This window comes from Pseudomonas sp. Sample_24 (genome assembly GCF_004307605.1).
Classification (GTDB): Bacteria; Pseudomonadota; Gammaproteobacteria; order Pseudomonadales; family Pseudomonadaceae; genus Aquipseudomonas.
In genome coordinates this window covers 1-19,974 of sequence record NZ_RCNW01000438.1, presented here as the reverse complement: position 1 = coordinate 19,974, position 19,974 = coordinate 1, and the positions used below count along the sequence as shown (strand labels likewise).

The following is a 19,974-nucleotide window of genomic DNA, read 5'->3' as shown; positions in this document are numbered from 1 at the left end:
CAGGCTCATAAGTCGGGCCCCTGTGGCGAGGGAGCTTGCTCCCGTTCGGGCGCGAAGCGGCCGCAGTACTGTCATTGATTGATCGTTCCCACGCTCTGCGTGGGAATGCAGCCCGGGACGCTCCGCGTCCCAAGAGCAGACGCAGAGCGTCCATTGAGGCGTTTCCCACGCAGAGCGTGGGTACGAGCAGGTGGCGGAAGCTGAAGGTTGCCGTGAAGCGGCATGACACCGCCGGTTTTTCGTCTCTGTACAAATCCCCCATCTCCCTCCGAATCCCCTCAAGTCCTTTGTTTACCGGGCCTCGCGCCGCCAAAAACAAGTTGGTCTGCAAATTGCTTATGCCACGTCAGTACAGCAGTGGGCGGCAAACGTCCGGCAGGCAGAGGAAAGATTGTGGACAAGTACCTTTATGTGGCAATGACCGGCGCCAGCCAGAATGCACTGGCGCAGAAGGCTCATGCCAACAACCTCGCGAACATCTCCACCAACGGCTTCCAGAAAGACCTGGAGCAGGCGCGTTCGATGCCGGTGTTCGGCGACAGCTTTCCGGCGCGTGCGTTTGCCATGTCCGAACGCCCGGCCACCGACTTTTCTCCCGGCTCGCTGGTAGAAACCGGCCGCGACCTCGATGTCGCCGTGCAGGGCAACGGCTGGCTGGCGGTGCAGAATCCCGATGGCGGCGAAAGCTACGTGCGCACCGGTAGCCTGGTAGTCGATGCACTTGGCGTCTTGCGCGCCGGCAACGGCATGCCGGTGATCGGCAACGGCGGACCGATTGCCGTGCCGCCCGAGCAGCAGATCGAAGTGGGCGAAGACGGCACCATCAGCATTCGTGCGATGGGTGAAGGTCCTCGCGTGATGGCCGAAGTCGATCGCATCAAGCTGGTCAATCCGGACATCAAGAACATGACCAAGGGCCTGGACGGTTCGATCCACACCAGAGACGGTCAGCCGGCGCAAGCCGATGCCAACGTCAAGCTGGTGTCCGGTTTCCTTGAGTCGAGCAACGTCAACGCCGTGGACGAGATGACCTCGGTGCTGGCCTTGTCGAAGCAGTTCGAACTGCACATCAAGATGATGAACACCGCCAAAGAAGACGACCAGGCCATGGCTCGGGTCTTGCAGATCAGCTAATTACCAGAACGTCGCGCCGTAAAACAGGCGCACGAGGAGAATCGAATGCTTCCGGCTCTATGGGTTGCCAAAACCGGTCTGTCCGCCCAGGACACCAACCTGACCACCATTTCCAACAACCTGGCGAACGTGTCGACCACGGGTTTCAAACGTGACCGCGCCGAGTTCCAGGACTTGCTCTACCAGATCAAGCGTCAGCCAGGCGCCCAGTCGACCCAGGACAGCGAACTGCCGTCGGGCCTGCAACTGGGTACCGGTGTGCGCATTGTCGGCACCCAGAAAAACTTCAACGCCGGCAGCCTGCAAACCACCGAGCAGCCACTGGACATGGCCATCGACGGCCGCGGTTTCTTCCAGATCCTGCAGCCGGACGGCACCACGTCCTACACCCGCGACGGTACTTTCCACCTGGACTCCAACGGCCAGATCGTCAACGCCAGTGGCTTCGCCCTGGAACCGGCGATTGTCATCCCGAACGATGCCCAGACCTTCACCGTCGGCAAGGACGGCACCGTGTCCATCACCGTGGCCGGCAACCCGGCTTCCCAGGTGATCGGCAACCTGCAAACCGCCGACTTCATCAACCCGGCCGGCCTGCAAGCGGTGGGTAACAACCTGTTCCTGGAAACCGCCGCCAGTGGTGCACCGCAAGTCGGTACCCCGGGTCTGGCAGGTTTCGGTACCACGCTGCAGAACACCCTGGAAACGTCCAACGTCAGCACCGTTGAAGAGATGGTCAACATGATCACCACTCAGCGTGCCTACGAGATGAACTCCAAGGTGATCTCCACCGCCGATCAGATGCTCTCGTTCGTAACGCAGAATCTGTAATCAAGTCTATGAGGCGGTCATGCGGCCGCCTGCAACACCGTGAGGTAAGGGTCATGAATCGCTTCGTTTCTGTTCTGGCATTGAGTGGGATCACCGTGCTCGCCGGCTGTGTCGGTCCGACACCCAAGCCCAATGATCCTTACTACGCTCCGGTGTTGCCGCGCACGCCATTGCCGGCTGCCGCGAACAACGGTTCGATCTATCAGGCCGGTTTCGAGCAGAACCTCTATAGCGACCGCAAGGCGTTCCGGGTTGGTGACATCATCACCATCACCCTGAACGAGAAGACCCAGGCCAGCAAAAACGCCAACTCGCAAATCGGCAAGAACAGCAAGGCCAGCATCGGCCTGAGCTCGCTGTTCGGTTCCACCCCCAACACCAACAACCCGTTCGGCAGTGGCGACTTGAGCCTGGACGCCAGCTATGAAGGCGACCGCGCGACCAAGGGTGACAGCAAGGCGGCGCAGGGCAACACCCTGACCGGTTCGATCACCGTGACCGTGGCCGACGTGCTGCCCAACGGCATCATTGCCGTGCGCGGCGAGAAGTGGATGACGCTGAACACCGGTGATGAGCTGGTACGGATTGCCGGATTGGTTCGTGCCGACGATATCTCCACCGATAACACCGTATCGTCGACCCGTGTCGCCGATGCGCGCATCACTTATTCGGGCACCGGTTCGTTTGCCGATGCGAGTCAGCCAGGCTGGTTCGACCGTTTCTTCCTCAGCCCGCTGTTCCCTTTCTAGGTGGCTACGTTGAATTTCAGAAGTCTCATCGTTGCCGCACTGATGCTATCCGCGGCCTTCAACGCTCAAGCCGAGCGGCTGAAGGACATCGCCAGTATTTCCGGCGTGCGTTCCAACCAATTGATCGGTTACGGCCTGGTGGTCGGGCTTAACGGTACCGGCGACCAGACGACGCAAACCCCGTTCACCCTGCAGACCTTCAACAACATGCTGTCGCAGTTCGGCATCAAGGTGCCGCCTGGCTCGGGCAACGTGCAATTGAAAAACGTCGCGGCAGTGTCGATCAGCGCCGATTTGCCTCCGTTCGCCAAACCGGGGCAGCAGGTCGACATTACCGTATCGTCCATCGGTAACTCCAAGAGCCTGCGCGGCGGTACATTGCTGCTGACGCCGCTCAAGGGTATCGATGGCAACGTCTACGCGGTGGCCCAGGGCAACCTGGTGGTGGGCGGTTTCGATGCCGAAGGTCGCGACGGTTCGAAGATCACTGTCAACGTTCCCTCGGCCGGTCGCATCCCTGGCGGTGCTTCGGTTGAACGAGCGGTGCCGAGCGGTTTCAACCAGGGCAACAGCCTGACCCTGAACCTCAATCGTTCCGACTTCACCACGGCCAAGCGCATCGTCGACAAGATCAATGACATGCTCGGCCCAGGCGTGGCCCAGGCCATCGACGGCGGTTCGATTCGCGTGACTGCGCCGCTCGATCCAAGCCAGCGGGTCGACTATCTGTCGATCCTCGAAAACCTCGAAATCGATCCGGGCCAGGCGGTGGCGAAAGTCATCATCAACTCCCGTACCGGCACCATCGTGATCGGTCAGAACGTCAAGGTTTCGCCGGCCGCCGTCACCCACGGCAGCCTGACGGTAACCATCACCGAAGACCCGATCGTCAGCCAGCCCGGCCCACTGTCCAATGGCCAGACCGCCGTCGTGCCGCGCTCGCGGGTCAACGCCGAGCAGGAAGCCAAGCCGATGTTCAAATTCGGCCCGGGCACCACCCTCGACGAAATCGTCCGTGCGGTGAACCAGGTCGGCGCGGCACCGGGCGACCTGATGGCCATCCTCGAAGCACTGAAGCAGGCCGGCGCGTTGCAAGCCGACCTGATCGTGATTTAAGGACGGCAATCTATGGACATGTTCAAGAGTGGGCGGGTCAGCAGCAGCGATTCGGGTGCGTTCTCCGACCTGAACCGCCTGAACCAGCTCAAGGTCGGCGACAAGAACAGCGACGCCAACATGCGCAAGGTTGCGCAGGAGTTCGAATCGCTGTTCCTCGGCGAGATGCTCAAGTCCATGCGCTCGGCCACCGAAGCGCTGGGCAAGGACAACCCGCTGAACACCGCCGAGGCCAAGCAGTATCAGGAAATGTACGACCAGCAACTGGCCGTCTCCATGTCCCGCGAGGGCGGTGGCATCGGGCTGGCGGACGTGTTGATGCGGCAGATGTCGAAAAACAAACCGCTGGCTCCGGGTGAGGCGGCGACGTTGTCCGCCGCCAAGCAGGAGGCGGCGAAAGCCGCCGCGCAAACGCCGATCGCGGCGGGCACGGTGGCAATCAACGGGCCGTTGTCGCGGGTCAATGGTCAACGTCCTTTATGGGCTTCGCGTTCGGTCAGCGCACCGACAGGCGAGGGCGCACACAGCAACGACATGGCGCTGATCAATCAGCGGCGCCTGGCATTGCCGCCGAAACTGGCTGACCGCTTGCTCGCCGGCCTGGTGCCTTCGGCAACGACTACGGCGACTGCGGCAGTCAACAAAACGCCATTGCCGGAGCGCACCACCCTCACCGGTGCCGGGCCTCTGTACAACGGCGACTGGTTGGCCAATGCGCAGGCAGCATCGGGCGCAGGCTTGCAGATCCATGGTCGCGCCATCGCCCAGATTCCACTGGCGCCGGCGAAGAAAGCCTTCAGTTCCGCCGACCAATTCGTCAACACCATGCTGCCGATGGCCAAGGAAGCCGCCGAACGCATTGGTGTCGATCCGCGTTACCTGGTGGCGCAGGCTGCCCTGGAAACCGGTTGGGGTAAATCGGTCATGCGCGCACAGGACGGCAGCAGCAGCCACAACCTGTTCGGCATCAAGGCCAGCAGCAATTGGAAGGGCGATTCAGCGCGAGCGATTACGAGCGAATTCAGAAATGGCGAGATGGTCAAGGAGACGGCCGAGTTCCGTTCCTATGCCTCTTACAAGGACAGTTTCCATGATCTTGTGACGTTGTTGCAGACGAATAATCGCTATCAAGATGTCGTGAAGTCGGCCGATAACCCAGAACAGTTTGTACGCGAGTTGCAAAAGGCCGGTTATGCAACCGACCCGGACTACGCAAGCAAGATTTCGCAGATAGCCAAGCAGATGACGAGTTACCAGAACTACGCTGCGGCGGGCGTTTCCACCACGCCTTTATAGGCATAAGGTCATAAGGTCTGAACCATGAGTTTGCTCAACATCGGAATGTCGGGTTTGTCCGCTAGCCACGCCTCGCTGGTGACTACCGGTAATAACATTTCCAACGTCGATACCGTCGGGTACTCGCGCCAACAAACTGTGCAGAACAGCAAAAATTCTATTCAGTATGGCAATGTGTTCATTGGCACCGGGACCACGTTGGCCGATGTGCGTCGGGTATACAACAGCTATCTCGATGCCCAGTTGCAAACCACCACTTCGCTCAACAGCGATGCCCAGGCTTACCTGGGACAGGCTACTCAGGTCGACAAGCTGTTGTCCGACAGCGGCACCGGTGTGAGCAAGACCTTGCAATCGTTCTTCGCTTCCTTGCAGACGTTGGCCGGTAACTCCAACGACAACGCCGCACGTCAGGCCTTGCTGACCAATGCCCAGGGCCTGAGCAGCCGTTTCAACGCGATCTCCGAGCAGTTGAAGCAGCAAAATACCTACATCAACGACCAGTTGGGTTCGATGGCCGATCAGGTCAACAAGCTGGCGTCGACCGTTGCCGCGTACAACAAGAAAATCGCCGAAGTCAGCGGTTCCGGTGGCACGCCCAACGAACTGCTGGACCAGCGTAACGAAACCATTCGCCAGCTCAACGAGCTGGTTGGTACTCAGGTGACTGAAACCGAAGGCCGTCTCGATATCTATCTGGGCAGCGGCCAGCCACTGGTGGTCGGCGATACCGTCAACAAATTACGCGTGGCGCCGGATCCTGCCGATCCAACTCGCTCCGCGATCATCATGGATCGCAACGGCTCGTCGGTGGATATCACGTCGGTGATGAGCGGCGGTGAGATGGGCGGGCTGGTGCGTTATCGCAATGAGGTGTTGACGCCAGCGGTCAATGGCCTGGGGCGCATCGCCATGGTCGTGGCTGATCAGGTCAACAAGCAGCTGGGCCAAGGTCTGGACCAGAACGGCAACTTTGGCGCGAACCTGTTCAACAACATCAACAGTGCCGCAGCGATCAGCCAGCGCAGCATTGCCCACGGCAACAACAACCCGGCTTCCGGCAACCTGAACGTCACCATCAATGACACCAGCAAGGTGCAGGCCAGTGACTATCAGGTGACCATCACCGCCACCGGTTACAACGTGCGTCGCCTGTCGGACAACACCGACATGGGCAACTTCGCCTTCGCCACGCCGCCCGCTGCACAACCAGTCATCGACGGCTTCAGCCTGAGCATCAACGCCGGCACCGTCGCCGCTGGCGACAGTTTCAAGATCACCCCGACCCGCGGCTCAGCGGCGGACATGGCCACCGTCATGACCGACACCAAGACCCTGGCCACCTCCGCGCCGCTGACCTCGACCAAGGCCTCCGGCAATGACGGCACTGGCGCTGTCAGCCAGCCGAGCCTGAAAACCCAGCTGGATATTTACGATCCGGTGCAGCGTTTGGAAGTCCAGACGGCGGTCAAGGCATCGATGCCGGTCCGGATGTTGATGACCAGTGCCACCGCCTATGAAGTGTTCGACTCCAAGGGCAACAGCATCGGCACCGGCAGCATCGTCCCGGGTCAGAATAACGACCTGAACATCGCCGTGCCGTACACCGATGCCGGCGGCAACCCCAAGACCTTCAACGTTGCGATGACGGTCAGCGGCAGTCCCGCCTCGGGTGACAGTTTCAATATTTCCATGACGGCTGCCGACAGCACCGACAACCGCAATGCCCAGTCGCTGCTTGCCCTGCAAACCAAGGCTACCGTCGGCGCCAGCGCCACCAGCCCGGGCGTGAGTTTTACTGAGGCCTATGGTGGCCTGGTGACGACTGTTGGCTCCCTGACCAAGCAAGGTCAACTGGATGCCACGGCTACCGACACCATCATGACCGGTGCGCGCAATGCCCGTGACTCGTTGTCGGGCGTCGACCTCGATGAAGAGGCGGGCAACCTGACCAAATACCAGCAGTACTACACGGCCTCTTCGCAGATCATCAAGACTGCGCAGGAAATTTTCAGCACCCTGATCAATGCCCTTTAAGGAGCCGTAGAACATGCGTATTTCTACAGCACAGTATTACGCCACGACGGCTGCCAACTATTCGCGCAACCTCAACAACGTGATGAAGACTGCCGAGCAGGCCAGCAGCGGCGTCAAGCTTGAAACGGCGGCGGATGATCCTGTCGGTGCGGCTCGCCTGCTGCAGCTCGAGCAACAAAAAGCCATGCTGGGTCAGTACACCACCAATATCAGCGCGTTGAACACCGCTCAGGCGCAGGAAGAGAGCGTGCTGGACAGCATCAACAACGTGTTGCAGAAAGTCAGTGAGTTGGCGATTCGTGCCGGCGGTGGTTCGTTGAACGACGATGACCGCAAATCCATTGCCGCCGAACTGAAACAGTCCGAAGAGCAATTGCTGAGCCTGATGAACAGCAAGGACGCCAACGGCAAGTACATCTTCTCTGGCGCCAGCAACAACACTCAGCCTTTCGTGCGCAACAGCGATGGCACCTACAGCTACCAGGGTGATCAGACTCAGTTGGAATTGAAGATCGGCGATTCCATGTCGCTGGGCCTGAACGATACCGGATGGGAAGTTTTCCAGCAGGCGATCAACGCTGCGCGCAGCAGCACCACCATGACCGCACCTGCTGTTAATGACGGTCGCGTGGACCTGTCCCCGGGGCTGGTGAGTTCCGGTCCGGCGTTCGATGCGAATTTCCGCAACGGCCAGCCTTACACCATGTCATTCACCAGCAGTACCCAATTCGTGATTACCGATGCGTTGGGCAATGACGTCACCGCCGAAGCGACGGGGGGTGGCAAGTTTGACCCGAATGCCAAGGGCGGTTCCGACGTCAACTTCCGTGGTGTCACCTTCAAGCTCGATATCACCTTCCAGCCGGGTGATACGCCCGCCGACTCCGCCAGCGCTGATGCGGTGATCGCCGGGCACAGTTTCCAGTTGGCGGCAAAGCCGGACAGCTTCGTCGCCAACCGCGCTCCAAACAATCCGTCGACAGCCATCATCACCCAGACTGCGGTGACCAACGCTGCCGATTACAAGAGTTTCTTTCCCGAAGGCGGGGCGGTGCTTAAGTTCACCGGCCCTGGGACCTTTGAGCTGTACGCGCGCCCATTGACCAACACCAGCACGCCGGTAACCACCGGAACAGTGGTGGCTGGCGTGGCGACAGCAGCGGGTGTCAGCTTCACGCTCGGTGGCACACCGGCGACGCCAGCTGCCGGTGATCAGTTCGACATCGCAGTCAACACCCACCAGACTCAGAATGTCCTCGATACCATCAGCCAGCTGCGTTCGGCGCTCGATGCGCCGACTCAAGGCAACCCTGTTGCCCAGCGTTTTCTGGAGGACACCATCGCTTCGGCCATTGCCAACCTGAACAACTCCAAGAACCAGGTCGACCTGGCGAGGGGTGCGATCGGTGCACGGGGCAATGTGATGGACATGCAGGCAGAGCAGAACACCAGCACTGGTCTGATCAACGAATCGACCGGCAACTCGATCAAGAACGCCGACCCGGCTGAAGTCCTGACGCGCCTGACCTTGCAGCAAACCATGCTGCAGGCTGCGCAACTGGCGTTCGCCAAGGTTTCCCAGCTGAGTCTGTTCAACAAGCTTTGAGTCGGTCCTGACCGCTCGCGGCCAGTCCCTGTCACCGGGGGCTGGCTTTTTTTTGCTCTTTTTTTGTAGGAAGCGAGGCGCAAAGGGCGGAACCAGGGCCATAAAATCAAATAAAGCAGCGATCTCTGAGTGACCCGTCAGTCAAAACGCGCATCTTCACTGTATCCTGTCTGCGGGCGGTGAAAGGTGGCGGATGTTCAAGGTGTTTGCTTGAGCGCCGACGATGCCAGGCCCTGACTGTAGACGCCCTCGATTCAGCGAGCGGCGATGTTCAGCTGTTTATTATTGGGAAGCCATAATGATTGGCATAAAAAATATTGCGAGTTACGTGCCGGTAGCCGGGGTTGATAACTACGCCCAGGGTGCAAAGTTCGACAAGGATGAAACCTTCATCCTTGGCAAGATCGGTTCGGCGTTTTTGCCGCGTATGGATGCCGATCAGGAAACCTCCGACCTGTGTGTCGAAGCCGCCAATGCGCTGTTCGCCGCCAGTCCCGAACTCAAGCGTGAAGCCATCGACTGTCTGATCGTCGTCACCCAGAACGGTGATGAAGAAGGGCTGCCGCACACCGCTGCGATCGTTCAGGACAAGTTGGGCCTGCCGACCCATGTCGCCGCTTTCGATATTTCCCTGGGCTGTTCCGGTTACGTCTACGGCATTTATGCGATCAAAGGCTTCATGGAAGCGGCGGGGCTGAAAAACGGCCTGCTCATTACCGCCGACCCGTATTCGAAGATTGTCGACCCGGAAGACCGTAACACCACCATGCTGTTCGGCGATGCCGCCACCGCAACCTGGATGGGCGAAAACGCTGTCTGGCAGTTGGGCAAGTCGAAGTTCGGCACCGACGGTTCCGGTGCACCGCACTTGAAGGTTACCGATGGTGTGTTCTTCATGAATGGCCGTCAGGTATTCAACTTTGCACTGTTGAAAGTCCCGGCGCATTTGCATGAGCTGCTGGACGAGTCGAACCTGCAAGCCGGCGACATCGATGCCTTCTGCATTCACCAGGGCAGCGCGGCCATCGTCGATGCCGTGGCGCGTCGCTTTGAAGAAGGTGAGCCGGAGAAGTTCGTCAAGGACATGCTCGAAACCGGTAACACGGTTTCATCGAGTATTCCGTTGCTGTTGCAGAACCACGTGTTCGACTCCAAGTGGACGCGCGTGGCGATCAGCGGCTTTGGCGTAGGCCTTTCGTGGGGCTCGGCGATTCTTTATCGCGGCTGATCAATCCGAACGCAGGCAAAAAAAACGCCCGGCAACTCAGGTTACCGGGCGTTTTGCGTTTTTCTGGCGCCGACTTTTTGTCTGTAAAGCCTTGAAAATAAAGGGCTGGCACGCTGCCACTAAAAAATTAGAAAAAACCCCTCAAGCAAAGCCACCTCACGACGATAACTATTACGTAGGTTCTCTAGGCCACACCCGGCGGATGCCAGGGCCGGAAGCCGCAGTATCCATCCAACGAGGATTTCGTCATGGCTTTAACCGTAAACACCAACCTTGCTTCCTTGACCGTTCAGAACAACCTGAACAAAGCTTCCGGTAACCTGCAGACCTCCATGCAGCGCCTGTCCTCCGGCCTGCGTATCAACAGCGCTAAAGACGACGCTGCCGGCCTGCAAATTTCCAACCGTCTGACCAGCCAGATCAACGGCCTGGGCGCAGCAATCAAGAACGCCGGTGACGGTATCTCCATCGCGCAAACTGCTGAAGGCGCGATGCAAGAGTCCACCAACATCCTGCAGAAAATGCGTACCTTGGCCCTGGCTTCCGCCAACGGCTCGCCAAGCGACGACGACCGTAAGTCGAACAACGCTGAATACGCTGCTCTGACTGCCGAGTTGACCCGTATCTCCACTACCACTACCTTCGGTGGTCGTAACCTGCTGGACGGTTCTTTCGGTACTACTGCTTTCCAAGTGGGCGCCAACGCCAACCAGACCATCAACATGTCCCTGGGCGACGTATCCGCTAACAACATCGGTTCCCAACAGCTGAAAAGCCTGGCAATCGCACCGAGCGCTACCGGTCTGACTCCAGGTGGCCTGGTAACTTTGGTCGGTGGTGGTCAATCCGGCTCGTTCACCGTTGGAGCAGGTTCTTCCGCCAAAACTATCGCTTCGCAGATCAACACTGCAGCTATTGGTGGCGTGACGGCGACAGCCAGCACCGAAGCCAAATTCACTGTCGACACTGCTGCCATCCTGGCAACTGCTGCTCCATCCAACGCTAACTTCAGCATCAACGTAGGTGGCGTAGCTGGCGTTGGCGGTACCACAGTGAACATGGTCGGTGTGACCACCACTGGTGAACTGGCGGATCAACTGAAATCCAACGCCGCCAAATTGGGCATCAGCGTTAACTACGATGCCAAGGCAGGTACTCTGTCGGTTAAATCCGACACTGGTGAGAACATCGCTCTGAACGCTGGTGACGCTGGTGCGATCGCTGGTATCAAAGTTGCTGCCAAAGACGGCGCAGGTAACTTCGGCGCTGCTGTTGCCGCCGCTGCAACCGTTATTCAGGTGACTGGTGCTGTTTCCCTGAACTCCTCTAACAGCTACTCGATGTCCGGCCCAGGCGTGACTGGTCTGTTCAACGCTGGTACTGCTGCCAGTTCGACCAAGACTACTGTTGCCGCTACTGACGTTACCACTGCAGCCAATGCTCAGAACGCCATCGACGTGATCAGCCAAGCTATCTCGGCTATCGACTCCCAGCGTGCTGACCTTGGCGCCGTACAAAACCGTTTCGACAGCACCGTAGCGAACCTGCGCAGCATCTCGGACAACTCCACGTCTGCTCGTGGCGTGATCCAGGACGTTGACTTCGCAGCAGAAACTGCTCAACTGACCAAGCAGCAAACCCTGCAACAGGCTTCCACCGCGATCCTGTCCCAAGCTAACCAGCTGCCATCGGCTGTGCTGAAGCTGCTGGGTTAATTCCGGCGCTTGGTGATTGACGGAAGGGCGCGTTTACGCGCCCTTTTGTTTTTTTCATGATGAGGAGATCAGGCATGGACATGAGCGTCAAGTTGAACCAGTCCTATCCCGCCGTTGCCCCTCAGGGTGTAACGCCGAATGTCACGGGAAAACCGGAGCAGCCCAAGGTTGAAGAGGTGAAGGCTGCGAACACCGAGCCAAAACGTGACGAGCTGGAAAAAGCGGTCACCGATATTCAGGAATTTGTCCAAGCTGCCCAGCGTAATCTGGATTTTTCCATTGATGATTCCACTGGCCGCGTCGTGGTTAAGGTCATCGCCACCGAAACGGGACTCGTGATTCGTCAGATCCCCTCGGAAGCTGCACTAAAGTTGGCACAAAGCCTATCGGACGCCAGTAGTTTGTTGTTTGACGACAAAGTCTGAACTGGCATGAATTTTGTTGCTGTCTGCGCTCGAGGCGCACTTCGTCAAGAAAGCAGCAGCCACTGAACAAGGAGATAGATGATGGCGGGTACAACGGTTAGCGGTATCGGATCGAACATCGATACACAGGCGATTGTGAAGTCTTTGGTGGATTCCGAAAGAGCGCCGAAGCAAACTCAGATCAACAACCAGACGCTCAAAGCAACCACCTCGCTGTCGTCTATCGGCAAAATCCAGGCCGCACTGGATGCCTTCCGTGGCGCGTTGGACAACATGAAAACCGCTTCCAGCTTCAGCGGGTTGAGCGGGACGTCCTCCGATGAAAAAGTTGCCACCGTGACCACGGGCAACGGTGCGGCAGCGGGCAATTTTTCGCTGCTGGTCACTCAATTGGCAACAGCCTCGAAAATTTCCACCAAGGTCTACACCGATGGTGCATCCTCGGTGATCAATGCCGGTTCGGCGCCAACCACGCTGAGCATTAAGCAGGGCAGCGACACTTTCGATGTCAGCATTCCTGCGGGCGCGACGTTGCAGCAGGTACGCGACTCGATCAACTCCCAGTACGCGAACCAGGGCTTGAGTGCCAACATCCTGACCGACGCCAACGGTTCTCGCATGGTGCTGACCTCCAGCAAAACCGGTGTCGGTTCAGACCTGACCCTGTCGGGTAACTCCGGTCTGCAAACCGGTGCCTCCGTTCTCGCTACGCCGCAGAATGCCCTTTACAAGCTTGATGGCGTGGCGATGGAGTCCAAGACCAACACCATTGCCGACGCGGTGAGCGGGATCAGCCTCAAGCTGACTGGGGTCTCTACGGTTCCGGCGAGTGGGACGGCGACGCCAACCACTATCACGGTGGCTACAGACAAGTCGACGTTGAAGTCAGCGGTCAAGGGGTTTGTCGACACGTACAACGCGCTGATCAAGGCGTCCAACGCCGAGACCCAGGTGACGACCAATGCCGATGGTACGATGACGGCGGGTGCTCTGACGGGCGACGCGTCTCTGCGGTCGCTGCTGTCGTCGGTGCGTACCGAGCTGAACGCCATGGGCGGCACCGGTGATATGAAATCCCTTGCTCAGTTCGGTGTCGTCACCGACCAGAAGACTGGTCTGTTGTCGATCAACGACAAGGTGTTCGATAGTGCGGCACTCACCAATGCTGCCGATATCAACGGGATTTTTTCCGGCGATACCGGTTTGCTTGCGCGTATGAAGACTGCCACCGACAGCTTCGCACAGAAAACTACTGGGGTTTTTGCGGCTCGTTCGGCAAGCCTGAGCGATAGCCTGACCGATCTGAAAAAGCAGCAGGATACCCTCGATGCGCGGATGGTCAGCTTGCAAACGAGCCTAACCGCCAAGTACACGGCGATGGACTCCTTGGTAGCCCGGTTACGAGCGCAGAGCGACAGCATCATGACCACGCTTAATGCGCTGAACAATCCGAAGGACGATTGATCGGCATCAAGCATTAAAAAACCCAGGCAGTCTGTAATGACAGCGCCTGGGTTTTTTCGTTGGTGGACGGTCTGCGTTAAAGTTATTTGTCGCTCAGTCGACATAAAGATCAGAGCCTTCCCAATTTCAAGCTGTTGTCTGTCACGAGGTAGAAACATGAACCCCATGAGAGCCCTTCGCCAATATCAGAAGGTCAATTCCCATGCCCAGATCTCTGAAGCCAATCCTCATCGTCTGGTGCAACTGCTGATGGAAGGCGGGCTGGATCGCATGGCCCAGGCCAAGGGTGCTATGGAGCGTGGCGACGTCGCACTCAAGGGGTTGATGGTGGGCAAGGCCGTGGACATCATCATCGGCCTGCGCGATGGCTTGAATCCGGAAAAAACCGACGATCCAGCGTCGCTCCAACAGCTCGACAATTTGTACGCCTACATGATGACGCGCCTGATGGAAGCCAATCGCGATAACAATGCGGCGATCATCGACGAAGTCTCAGGCTTGCTCGAAACCCTGAAAAGCGGTTGGGATGCCATTGCCAATCAATAGGCCCAAGGGTCTGAGGATCACGTCATGAGTCAAGCACTGCGGCGCATAGAAGAAACCCGTGAAGCCCTGATCGATGCCCTGGCGGCGCGAAACTGGGATGCCATAGGCGAGCTGGATTCGGCCTGCCGCGAGTGCGTGGACGAAGTGCTCAGTGAGGCACCCATCGACGAAGAAGCCGTGCGCAGCAATCTTGAGGGGTTGTTGGCCGTGTATAAAGACTTGCTGACGGCGACGATGGGTGAGCGTCAGGCGGTAGTCGACGAGATGTCGCAGATCACCCAAGCACAAAAGGCATCAAAGGTTTACCATCTGTTTGGTTAATTGACGCCAGTTAATCCAAACAAAGTGCGCCATAAATTTGACTGTGCACGGATTTTTGACTTAACTAGTGGCTGTTCCAGATTTCAGTCGTCTTCAGGCATATCAGGCCTGCAAGCGTTTAGCTTGCCCCAGCATTTTGGGCATTGAGTTGACTAGGGAAGTTGCTATTGCATGTGGCGTGAAACCAAAATTCTGCTGATTGATGACGATAGCGTCCGCCGCCGCGACCTGGCGGTGATTTTAAATTTTCTCGGTGAAGAAAATTTACCCTGCGGAAGCCATGACTGGCAGCAGGCTGTCGGCTCTTTGTCGTCTAGTCGAGAAGTAATCTGTGTCCTCATCGGGACGGTCAATGCTCCTGGTGCACTTTTGGGCTTGCTAAAGACACTCTCGACCTGGGATGAGTTCCTTCCGGTTTTGTTAATGGGCGATAATTCTTCCATTGACTTGCCTGAAGACCAGCGTCGCCGGGTGCTTTCGACTCTCGAAATGCCACCGAGCTACAGCAAATTGCTCGATTCGTTGCACCGTGCCCAGGTCTATCGCGAGATGTACGACCAGGCCCGCGAGCGCGGTCGTCATCGCGAACCCAATCTTTTCCGTAGTCTTGTCGGCACCAGCCGGGCGATTCAGCACGTCCGCCAGATGATGCAGCAAGTCGCCGACACCGATGCCAGCGTGCTGATCCTCGGTGAGTCCGGTACCGGCAAGGAAGTGGTCGCGCGCAACCTGCATTACCATTCCAAGCGCCGCGAAGCGCCGTTCGTGCCAGTCAACTGCGGGGCTATTCCTGCCGAGCTGCTCGAAAGCGAATTGTTCGGCCACGAGAAGGGCGCCTTCACCGGCGCGATCACCAGCCGCGCCGGGCGTTTTGAACTGGCCAACGGCGGTACCCTGTTCCTCGATGAAATCGGCGACATGCCGCTGCCGATGCAGGTCAAATTGCTGCGCGTGTTGCAGGAGCGCACCTTCGAGCGCGTGGGCAGCAACAAGACCCAGAGCGTCGACGTGCGCATCATTGCGGCGACCCACAAGAATCTAGAAAGCATGATCGAGATCGGCACTTTCCGCGAAGATTTGTACTATCGCCTGAATGTGTTCCCGATCGAGATGGCGCCCTTGCGCGAGCGCGTCGAAGATATTCCGCTGTTGATGAACGAGCTGATCTCGCGCATGGAGCACGAGAAGCGTGGTTCGATTCGCTTCAACTCCGCCGCCATCATGTCCCTGTGCCGTCATGGCTGGCCGGGCAACGTCCGTGAGTTGGCGAACCTGGTGGAGCGCATGGCGATCATGCACCCGTACGGAGTGATCGGCGTGGTCGAGTTGCCGAAGAAATTCCGCTACGTCGACGACGAAGACGAGCAGATGGTCGACACCCTGCGCAGTGATCTCGAAGAGCGCGTGGCGATTAACGGCCATACCCCGGACTTCACCGCCGGTGCCATGCTGCCGCCGGAAGGCCTGGACCTTAAGGACTACCTGGGTGGCCTGGAGCAGGGCTTGATTCAACAGGCGCTCGACGATGCCAACGGCATTGTGGCGCGTGCTGCCGAACGCCTGCGTATCCGACGCACCACGCTCGTGGAGAAGATGCGCAAGTACGGCATGAGCCGTCGTGACGGAGATGAACAGGCGGATGATTGACGCCTGTTTTTCAAGTCATTCATTTATAGGCGGTTTTTTTTAGGCACGGGTATTGCTACATCCCTCGCAACGTTCCGTTTCACTGACGGTCAGCACAGCGAGAGAGCACGATGCCCCAAGCCGCCCAGATGTCTCATGGCCCTGATGCCCTGGGGCAATCATCGTCCGTAGAACAGGCCAGCCGGCTTGGCCTCGAGCAGGCTTTCGCACTGTTCAACCAGATGTCGAGTCAATTGACCGACTCCTACAGCATGCTTGAAGCGCGGGTCACCGAGCTCAAGGGCGAACTGGCGGTCGTCAGTGCCCAGCGCATGCAGGAGCTGGCGGAAAAAGAACGCCTGGCCAACCGTCTGCAAAACCTTCTCGATCTGTTGCCCGGTGGTGTCATCGTCATCGACGCTCAGGGTGTGGTGCGTGAGGCCAACCCGACGGCCTGCGAGCTGCTCGGCCTGCCGCTCGAGGGTGAGTTGTGGCGTCATGTCATTGCGCGCTGCTTTGCGCCGCGTAAAGACGATGGTCACGAAGTCTCTTTGAAGGATGGTCGACGCCTGTCGATTGCCACGCGTTCGCTGGACGCTGAGCCCGGTCAATTGGTGTTGCTCAACGACCTGACTGAAACCCGTCATCTGCAAGATCAACTGGCTCGACACGAGCGGCTGTCCTCCCTGGGGCGCATGGTTGCCTCGCTGGCCCATCAGATTCGTACGCCCTTGTCCGCTGCATTGCTCTACGCCAGTCATTTGACCGAGCAAGCGTTGCCCGTCGAGACTCAGCAGCGTTTCGCCGGGCGGCTCAAGGAGCGTTTGCACGAGTTGGAGCATCAGGTACGCGACATGCTGGTGTTCGCGCGCGGCGAATTGCCGTTGACCGACCGCGTCACGCCGAAGCAATTGATGCAATCGTTACAAGCGGCGGCGCTGCCCCACGTGCAGGATCTGCCGATCCGCTGGCAGTGCGACAGTCATGCCGGCGACCTGTTGTGCAATCGCGACACCCTGGTCGGGGCGCTCCTCAACCTTATCGAAAACGCCATTCAAGCCAGCGCTGGTGACGTGCGCTTGAAGGTGCATCTGTATGCCCGGGATAACCATTTGCGCGTGTGTGTCAGCGACAGTGGCAGTGGCATCGAAGGCACCGTGCTGGCGCGTCTGGGTGAGCCATTTTTCACGACCAAAGCCACCGGTACCGGTCTCGGCCTGACCGTGGTCAAGGCGGTTGCCCGTGCTCATCAGGGAGAATTGCAGCTGCGTTCGCGAATCGGTCGCGGCACGTGTGCGCAGGTAGTCCTGCCGCTTTTTGTCAGCGATAAAAGCAGCGCTCAGGGAGCGGAGTGAAGGTCATGGGTATCAAGGTTCTGCTGGTCGAAGATGACCGCGCGCTGCGTGAAGCGTTGGCCGATACGCTCTTGCTCGCCGGGCATGATTACAAAGCCGTCGGTTCGGCGGAAGAAGCCCTGGCGGCGGTCGAAACCGAGGCGTTCAACCTGGTCGTCAGCGACGTCAACATGCCGGGTATGGACGGGCATCAACTGCTTGGCCTGCTGCGCGCGCGACAACCGCAACTGCCGGTGTTGCTGATGACGGCGCACGGTGCCGTGGAGCGGGCGGTCGATGCAATGCGCCAGGGTGCGGCTGATTATCTGGTCAAGCCATTCGAAGCCAAGGCATTGCTCGATCTGGTATCGCGCCATGCGTTGGGCAATCTTGGCGCCAGCGACAACGAAGGGCCGGTGGCTTTCGAGCCGGCCAGTGCGCAACTCCTGGAATTGGCCGCACGTGTAGCACGCAGCGATTCCACAGTGTTGATCTCGGGTGAGTCCGGCACCGGCAAGGAGGTGTTGGCGCGCTACATTCACCAGCACTCGCACCGCGCCAGTCAGCCATTCATTGCGATCAACTGCGCGGCGATTCCCGACAACATGCTCGAAGCCACGCTGTTTGGTCACGAGAAGGGCTCGTTCACTGGCGCCATCGCGGCCCAGGCCGGCAAGTTCGAGCAGGCCGACGGCGGGACCATCCTGCTCGACGAAATCTCCGAAATGCCCTTGGGGCTGCAAGCCAAGTTGTTGCGTGTGCTGCAAGAGCGCGAAGTCGAGCGGGTCGGTGCGCGCAAGCCGATCACGCTGGATATTCGCGTGGTCGCCACCACCAACCGGGATCTGGCCGGGGAAGTGGCGGCGGGGCGCTTCCGTGAGGATCTCTATTATCGTCTGTCGGTGTTCCCGCTGGCATGGCGGCCGCTGCGGGAGCGTACCGCCGATATTCTGCCGCTGGCCGAGCGGCTGCTGGCCAAGCACGTCAACAAAATGAAGCATGCCGCGGCGAGGCTGTCGCCCGAGGCGCAGGCGTGCCTGATCGCCTACCCGTGGCCGGGCAATGTGCGCGAACTGGATAACGCGATTCAACGCGCATTGATCCTGCAACATGGCGGCATGATTCAGCCTCAGGATTTCTGTCTGGCAGGGCCGGTGGCTTGCGCGCCGTTGCCGGCATTGGTGCCGCTGTCGACGCCGCTGCGCACGGTGGAAGTTGACGCCGAGTCTGCCGGGGCGTTGGGCGATGACCTGCGACGTCGCGAGTTCCAGATGATCATCGACACCTTGCGCACCGAGCGCGGCCGCCGCAAGGAAGCTGCCGAGCGTCTGGGCATCAGCCCGCGCACCTTGCGCTACAAGCTGGCGCAGATGCGGGATGCCGGAATGGACGTCGAGGCGTATCTGTTCGCCACCTGACCCGCCCTTGCAGAGGGGCTGGCTGGAAAGCTGGCACCCTTGTTGCTAACACCTCATTACCCGCCGAGTGAGTGTCAAAAAATTGCGGGCCGCCAAAGAGAGAAATCATGAGCCAAGGTATTGAATTCAATCGGTTGATGCTGGATATGCGCGCCATGCAAATGGATGCCATGTCTGCGCCTAAATCGACTGCCGCCGTCCCTGAACTGAATGGCAGCAGCTTTTCCGACATGCTCGGTCAGGCCGTCAATAAAGTGAACGACACCCAACAGGCTTCCTCTCAGTTGGCCAGCGCCTTCGAGATCGGCAAGAGCGGCGTCGATCTGACGGACGTGATGATTTCCTCGCAGAAGGCCAGCGTGTCTTTCCAGGCATTGACCCAAGTACGTAACAAGCTGGTTCAGGCTTACCAAGACATCATGCAGATGCCGGTTTAAGGACGAGATTGAGTCATGGCAGAAGCAGTCGCCGATAATGTTCCGGCCAAGGCCACTCCAGTAGACGGCAAACCGCCGCTGTTCGGGTTGTCCTTCCTGGAAAACCTCTCCGAGATGACCATGCTGCGTCAGGTGGGCCTGTTGGTCGGCCTGGCTGCGAGCGTGGCGATTGGTTTTGCCGTGGTGTTGTGGTCCCAGCAGCCGGACTACCGTCCGCTGTACGGCAGCCTGGCCGGTATGGACGCCAAGCAAGTCATGGACACCCTGGCCGCCGCCGACATTGCCTACACCGTCGAACCGAACTCCGGCGCCTTGCTGGTCAAGGCTGAAGACCTGTCCCGTGCGCGGCTCAAGCTCGCCGGCGCTGGTGTCACTCCCAGCGATGGCAACATCGGTTTTGAAATTCTCGATAAAGAGCAGGGCCTGGGCACCAGCCAGTTCATGGAAGCGACCCGTTATCGTCGTGGCCTCGAAGGTGAACTGGCCCGGACCATTTCCAGCCTGAACAATGTCAAGGGTGCTCGCGTGCACCTGGCGATTCCGAAAAGCTCGGTGTTTGTGCGCGATGAACGCAAGCCGAGTGCGTCGGTACTGGTTGAACTGTATTCTGGCCGCTCGTTGGAGCCGGGCCAGGTGGTGGCCATCGTCAATCTGGTGGCGACCAGCGTTCCTGAACTCAGCAAATCGCAGA

The 19,974-nt window shown here is 58.9% G+C and carries 18 protein-coding genes; all 18 read left to right on the top strand.

Going from position 1 to position 19,974, the window contains the following annotated elements; genetic code table 11:
* The first annotated feature begins 393 nt into the window (after positions 1-393).
* Positions 394-1,134 carry a flagellar basal body rod protein FlgF gene (locus tag D8V06_RS25610; RefSeq protein ID WP_056853039.1) on the top strand — a complete coding sequence of 247 codons (741 nt, stop codon included), beginning with the start codon at positions 394-396 and terminating at the stop codon, positions 1,132-1,134.
* A gap of 45 nt (positions 1,135-1,179) precedes the next feature.
* Positions 1,180-1,965: a flagellar basal-body rod protein FlgG gene (gene flgG / locus D8V06_RS25605; protein ID WP_008055493.1), complete on the top strand. Its 786-nt coding sequence runs from the start codon at positions 1,180-1,182 to the stop codon at positions 1,963-1,965.
* A 53-nt stretch (positions 1,966-2,018) separates the two neighbouring features.
* Positions 2,019-2,714 carry a flagellar basal body L-ring protein FlgH gene (gene flgH, locus D8V06_RS25600; RefSeq protein ID WP_056853038.1) on the top strand — a complete coding sequence of 232 codons (696 nt, stop codon included), beginning with the start codon at positions 2,019-2,021 and terminating at the stop codon, positions 2,712-2,714.
* A 42-nt stretch (positions 2,715-2,756) separates the two neighbouring features.
* A complete protein-coding gene (locus D8V06_RS25595; RefSeq protein ID WP_162250571.1) occupies positions 2,757-3,830 on the top strand; it encodes a flagellar basal body P-ring protein FlgI in 1,074 nt (357 codons plus the stop codon).
* A gap of 12 nt (positions 3,831-3,842) precedes the next feature.
* A complete protein-coding gene (gene flgJ / locus D8V06_RS25590; RefSeq protein ID WP_130903469.1) occupies positions 3,843-5,126 on the top strand; it encodes a flagellar assembly peptidoglycan hydrolase FlgJ in 1,284 nt (427 codons plus the stop codon).
* A 24-nt stretch (positions 5,127-5,150) separates the two neighbouring features.
* Positions 5,151-7,163, top strand: a complete 2,013-nt coding sequence (gene flgK, locus D8V06_RS25585) for a flagellar hook-associated protein FlgK (RefSeq protein ID WP_130906570.1) — start codon at positions 5,151-5,153, stop codon at positions 7,161-7,163.
* Between the two features lie 13 nt (positions 7,164-7,176).
* Entirely contained in the window at positions 7,177-8,769 is a 1,593-nt protein-coding gene (locus tag D8V06_RS25580) for a flagellar hook-associated protein 3 (RefSeq protein ID WP_056853034.1), read from the top strand.
* A 298-nt stretch (positions 8,770-9,067) separates the two neighbouring features.
* The gene (locus tag D8V06_RS25575; RefSeq protein WP_056853033.1) at positions 9,068-9,997 is read left to right on the top strand and encodes a ketoacyl-ACP synthase III; all 930 of its coding nucleotides are present in this window, start codon (positions 9,068-9,070) and stop codon (positions 9,995-9,997) included.
* Positions 9,998-10,245: 248 nt separating this feature from the next.
* Positions 10,246-11,712: a flagellin gene (locus tag D8V06_RS25570; protein ID WP_130932063.1), complete on the top strand. Its 1,467-nt coding sequence runs from the start codon at positions 10,246-10,248 to the stop codon at positions 11,710-11,712.
* Positions 11,713-11,786: 74 nt separating this feature from the next.
* Positions 11,787-12,137, top strand: a complete 351-nt coding sequence (locus D8V06_RS25565; RefSeq protein WP_130932062.1) for a flagellar protein FlaG — start codon at positions 11,787-11,789, stop codon at positions 12,135-12,137.
* An 81-nt stretch (positions 12,138-12,218) separates the two neighbouring features.
* Positions 12,219-13,601, top strand: coding sequence for a flagellar filament capping protein FliD (gene fliD / locus D8V06_RS25560; protein ID WP_130932061.1), 1,383 nt, complete (start codon positions 12,219-12,221; stop codon positions 13,599-13,601).
* Between the two features lie 156 nt (positions 13,602-13,757).
* Entirely contained in the window at positions 13,758-14,147 is a 390-nt protein-coding gene (gene fliS, locus D8V06_RS25555) for a flagellar export chaperone FliS (protein ID WP_130932060.1), read from the top strand.
* Positions 14,148-14,171: 24 nt separating this feature from the next.
* Entirely contained in the window at positions 14,172-14,468 is a 297-nt protein-coding gene (fliT, locus tag D8V06_RS25550) for a flagellar protein FliT (RefSeq protein WP_130932059.1), read from the top strand.
* Positions 14,469-14,639: 171 nt separating this feature from the next.
* Positions 14,640-16,115, top strand: coding sequence for a sigma-54 dependent transcriptional regulator (locus D8V06_RS25545; RefSeq protein WP_056853027.1), 1,476 nt, complete (start codon positions 14,640-14,642; stop codon positions 16,113-16,115).
* Between the two features lie 128 nt (positions 16,116-16,243).
* Entirely contained in the window at positions 16,244-17,449 is a 1,206-nt protein-coding gene (locus D8V06_RS25540) for an ATP-binding protein (protein WP_162250570.1), read from the top strand.
* Positions 17,450-17,454: 5 nt separating this feature from the next.
* On the top strand, positions 17,455-18,846 hold the full coding sequence (locus tag D8V06_RS25535) for a sigma-54 dependent transcriptional regulator (RefSeq protein WP_130932058.1): 1,392 nt from the start codon (positions 17,455-17,457) through the stop codon (positions 18,844-18,846).
* A gap of 107 nt (positions 18,847-18,953) precedes the next feature.
* The gene (fliE, locus tag D8V06_RS25530; protein WP_056853024.1) at positions 18,954-19,283 is read left to right on the top strand and encodes a flagellar hook-basal body complex protein FliE; all 330 of its coding nucleotides are present in this window, start codon (positions 18,954-18,956) and stop codon (positions 19,281-19,283) included.
* A 15-nt stretch (positions 19,284-19,298) separates the two neighbouring features.
* Positions 19,299-19,974, top strand: a 676-nt coding sequence (fliF, locus tag D8V06_RS25525; RefSeq protein WP_130932057.1) for a flagellar basal-body MS-ring/collar protein FliF, incomplete at its 3' end; no start/stop codon positions are given.

Excerpts from the sequence above, each read along its gene's own strand:
- flgG (WP_008055493.1), top strand. The coding sequence starts at position 1,180 with ATGCTTCCGGCTCTATGGGTTGCCAAAACCGGTCTGTCCGCCCAGGAC.
- flgH (WP_056853038.1), top strand. The coding sequence starts at position 2,019 with ATGAATCGCTTCGTTTCTGTTCTGGCATTGAGTGGGATCACCGTGCTC.
- D8V06_RS25595 (WP_162250571.1), top strand. The coding sequence starts at position 2,757 with ATGCTATCCGCGGCCTTCAACGCTCAAGCCGAGCGGCTGAAGGACATC.
- flgJ (WP_130903469.1), top strand. The coding sequence starts at position 3,843 with ATGGACATGTTCAAGAGTGGGCGGGTCAGCAGCAGCGATTCGGGTGCG.
- flgK (WP_130906570.1), top strand. The coding sequence starts at position 5,151 with ATGAGTTTGCTCAACATCGGAATGTCGGGTTTGTCCGCTAGCCACGCC.
- D8V06_RS25580 (WP_056853034.1), top strand. The coding sequence starts at position 7,177 with ATGCGTATTTCTACAGCACAGTATTACGCCACGACGGCTGCCAACTAT.
- D8V06_RS25575 (WP_056853033.1), top strand. The coding sequence starts at position 9,068 with ATGATTGGCATAAAAAATATTGCGAGTTACGTGCCGGTAGCCGGGGTT.
- D8V06_RS25570 (WP_130932063.1), top strand. The coding sequence starts at position 10,246 with ATGGCTTTAACCGTAAACACCAACCTTGCTTCCTTGACCGTTCAGAAC.
- D8V06_RS25565 (WP_130932062.1), top strand. The coding sequence starts at position 11,787 with ATGGACATGAGCGTCAAGTTGAACCAGTCCTATCCCGCCGTTGCCCCT.
- fliD (WP_130932061.1), top strand. The coding sequence starts at position 12,219 with ATGGCGGGTACAACGGTTAGCGGTATCGGATCGAACATCGATACACAG.
- fliS (WP_130932060.1), top strand. The coding sequence starts at position 13,758 with ATGAACCCCATGAGAGCCCTTCGCCAATATCAGAAGGTCAATTCCCAT.
- fliT (WP_130932059.1), top strand. The coding sequence starts at position 14,172 with ATGAGTCAAGCACTGCGGCGCATAGAAGAAACCCGTGAAGCCCTGATC.
- D8V06_RS25545 (WP_056853027.1), top strand. The coding sequence starts at position 14,640 with ATGTGGCGTGAAACCAAAATTCTGCTGATTGATGACGATAGCGTCCGC.
- D8V06_RS25540 (WP_162250570.1), top strand. The coding sequence starts at position 16,244 with ATGTCTCATGGCCCTGATGCCCTGGGGCAATCATCGTCCGTAGAACAG.
- D8V06_RS25535 (WP_130932058.1), top strand. The coding sequence starts at position 17,455 with ATGGGTATCAAGGTTCTGCTGGTCGAAGATGACCGCGCGCTGCGTGAA.
- fliE (WP_056853024.1), top strand. The coding sequence starts at position 18,954 with ATGAGCCAAGGTATTGAATTCAATCGGTTGATGCTGGATATGCGCGCC.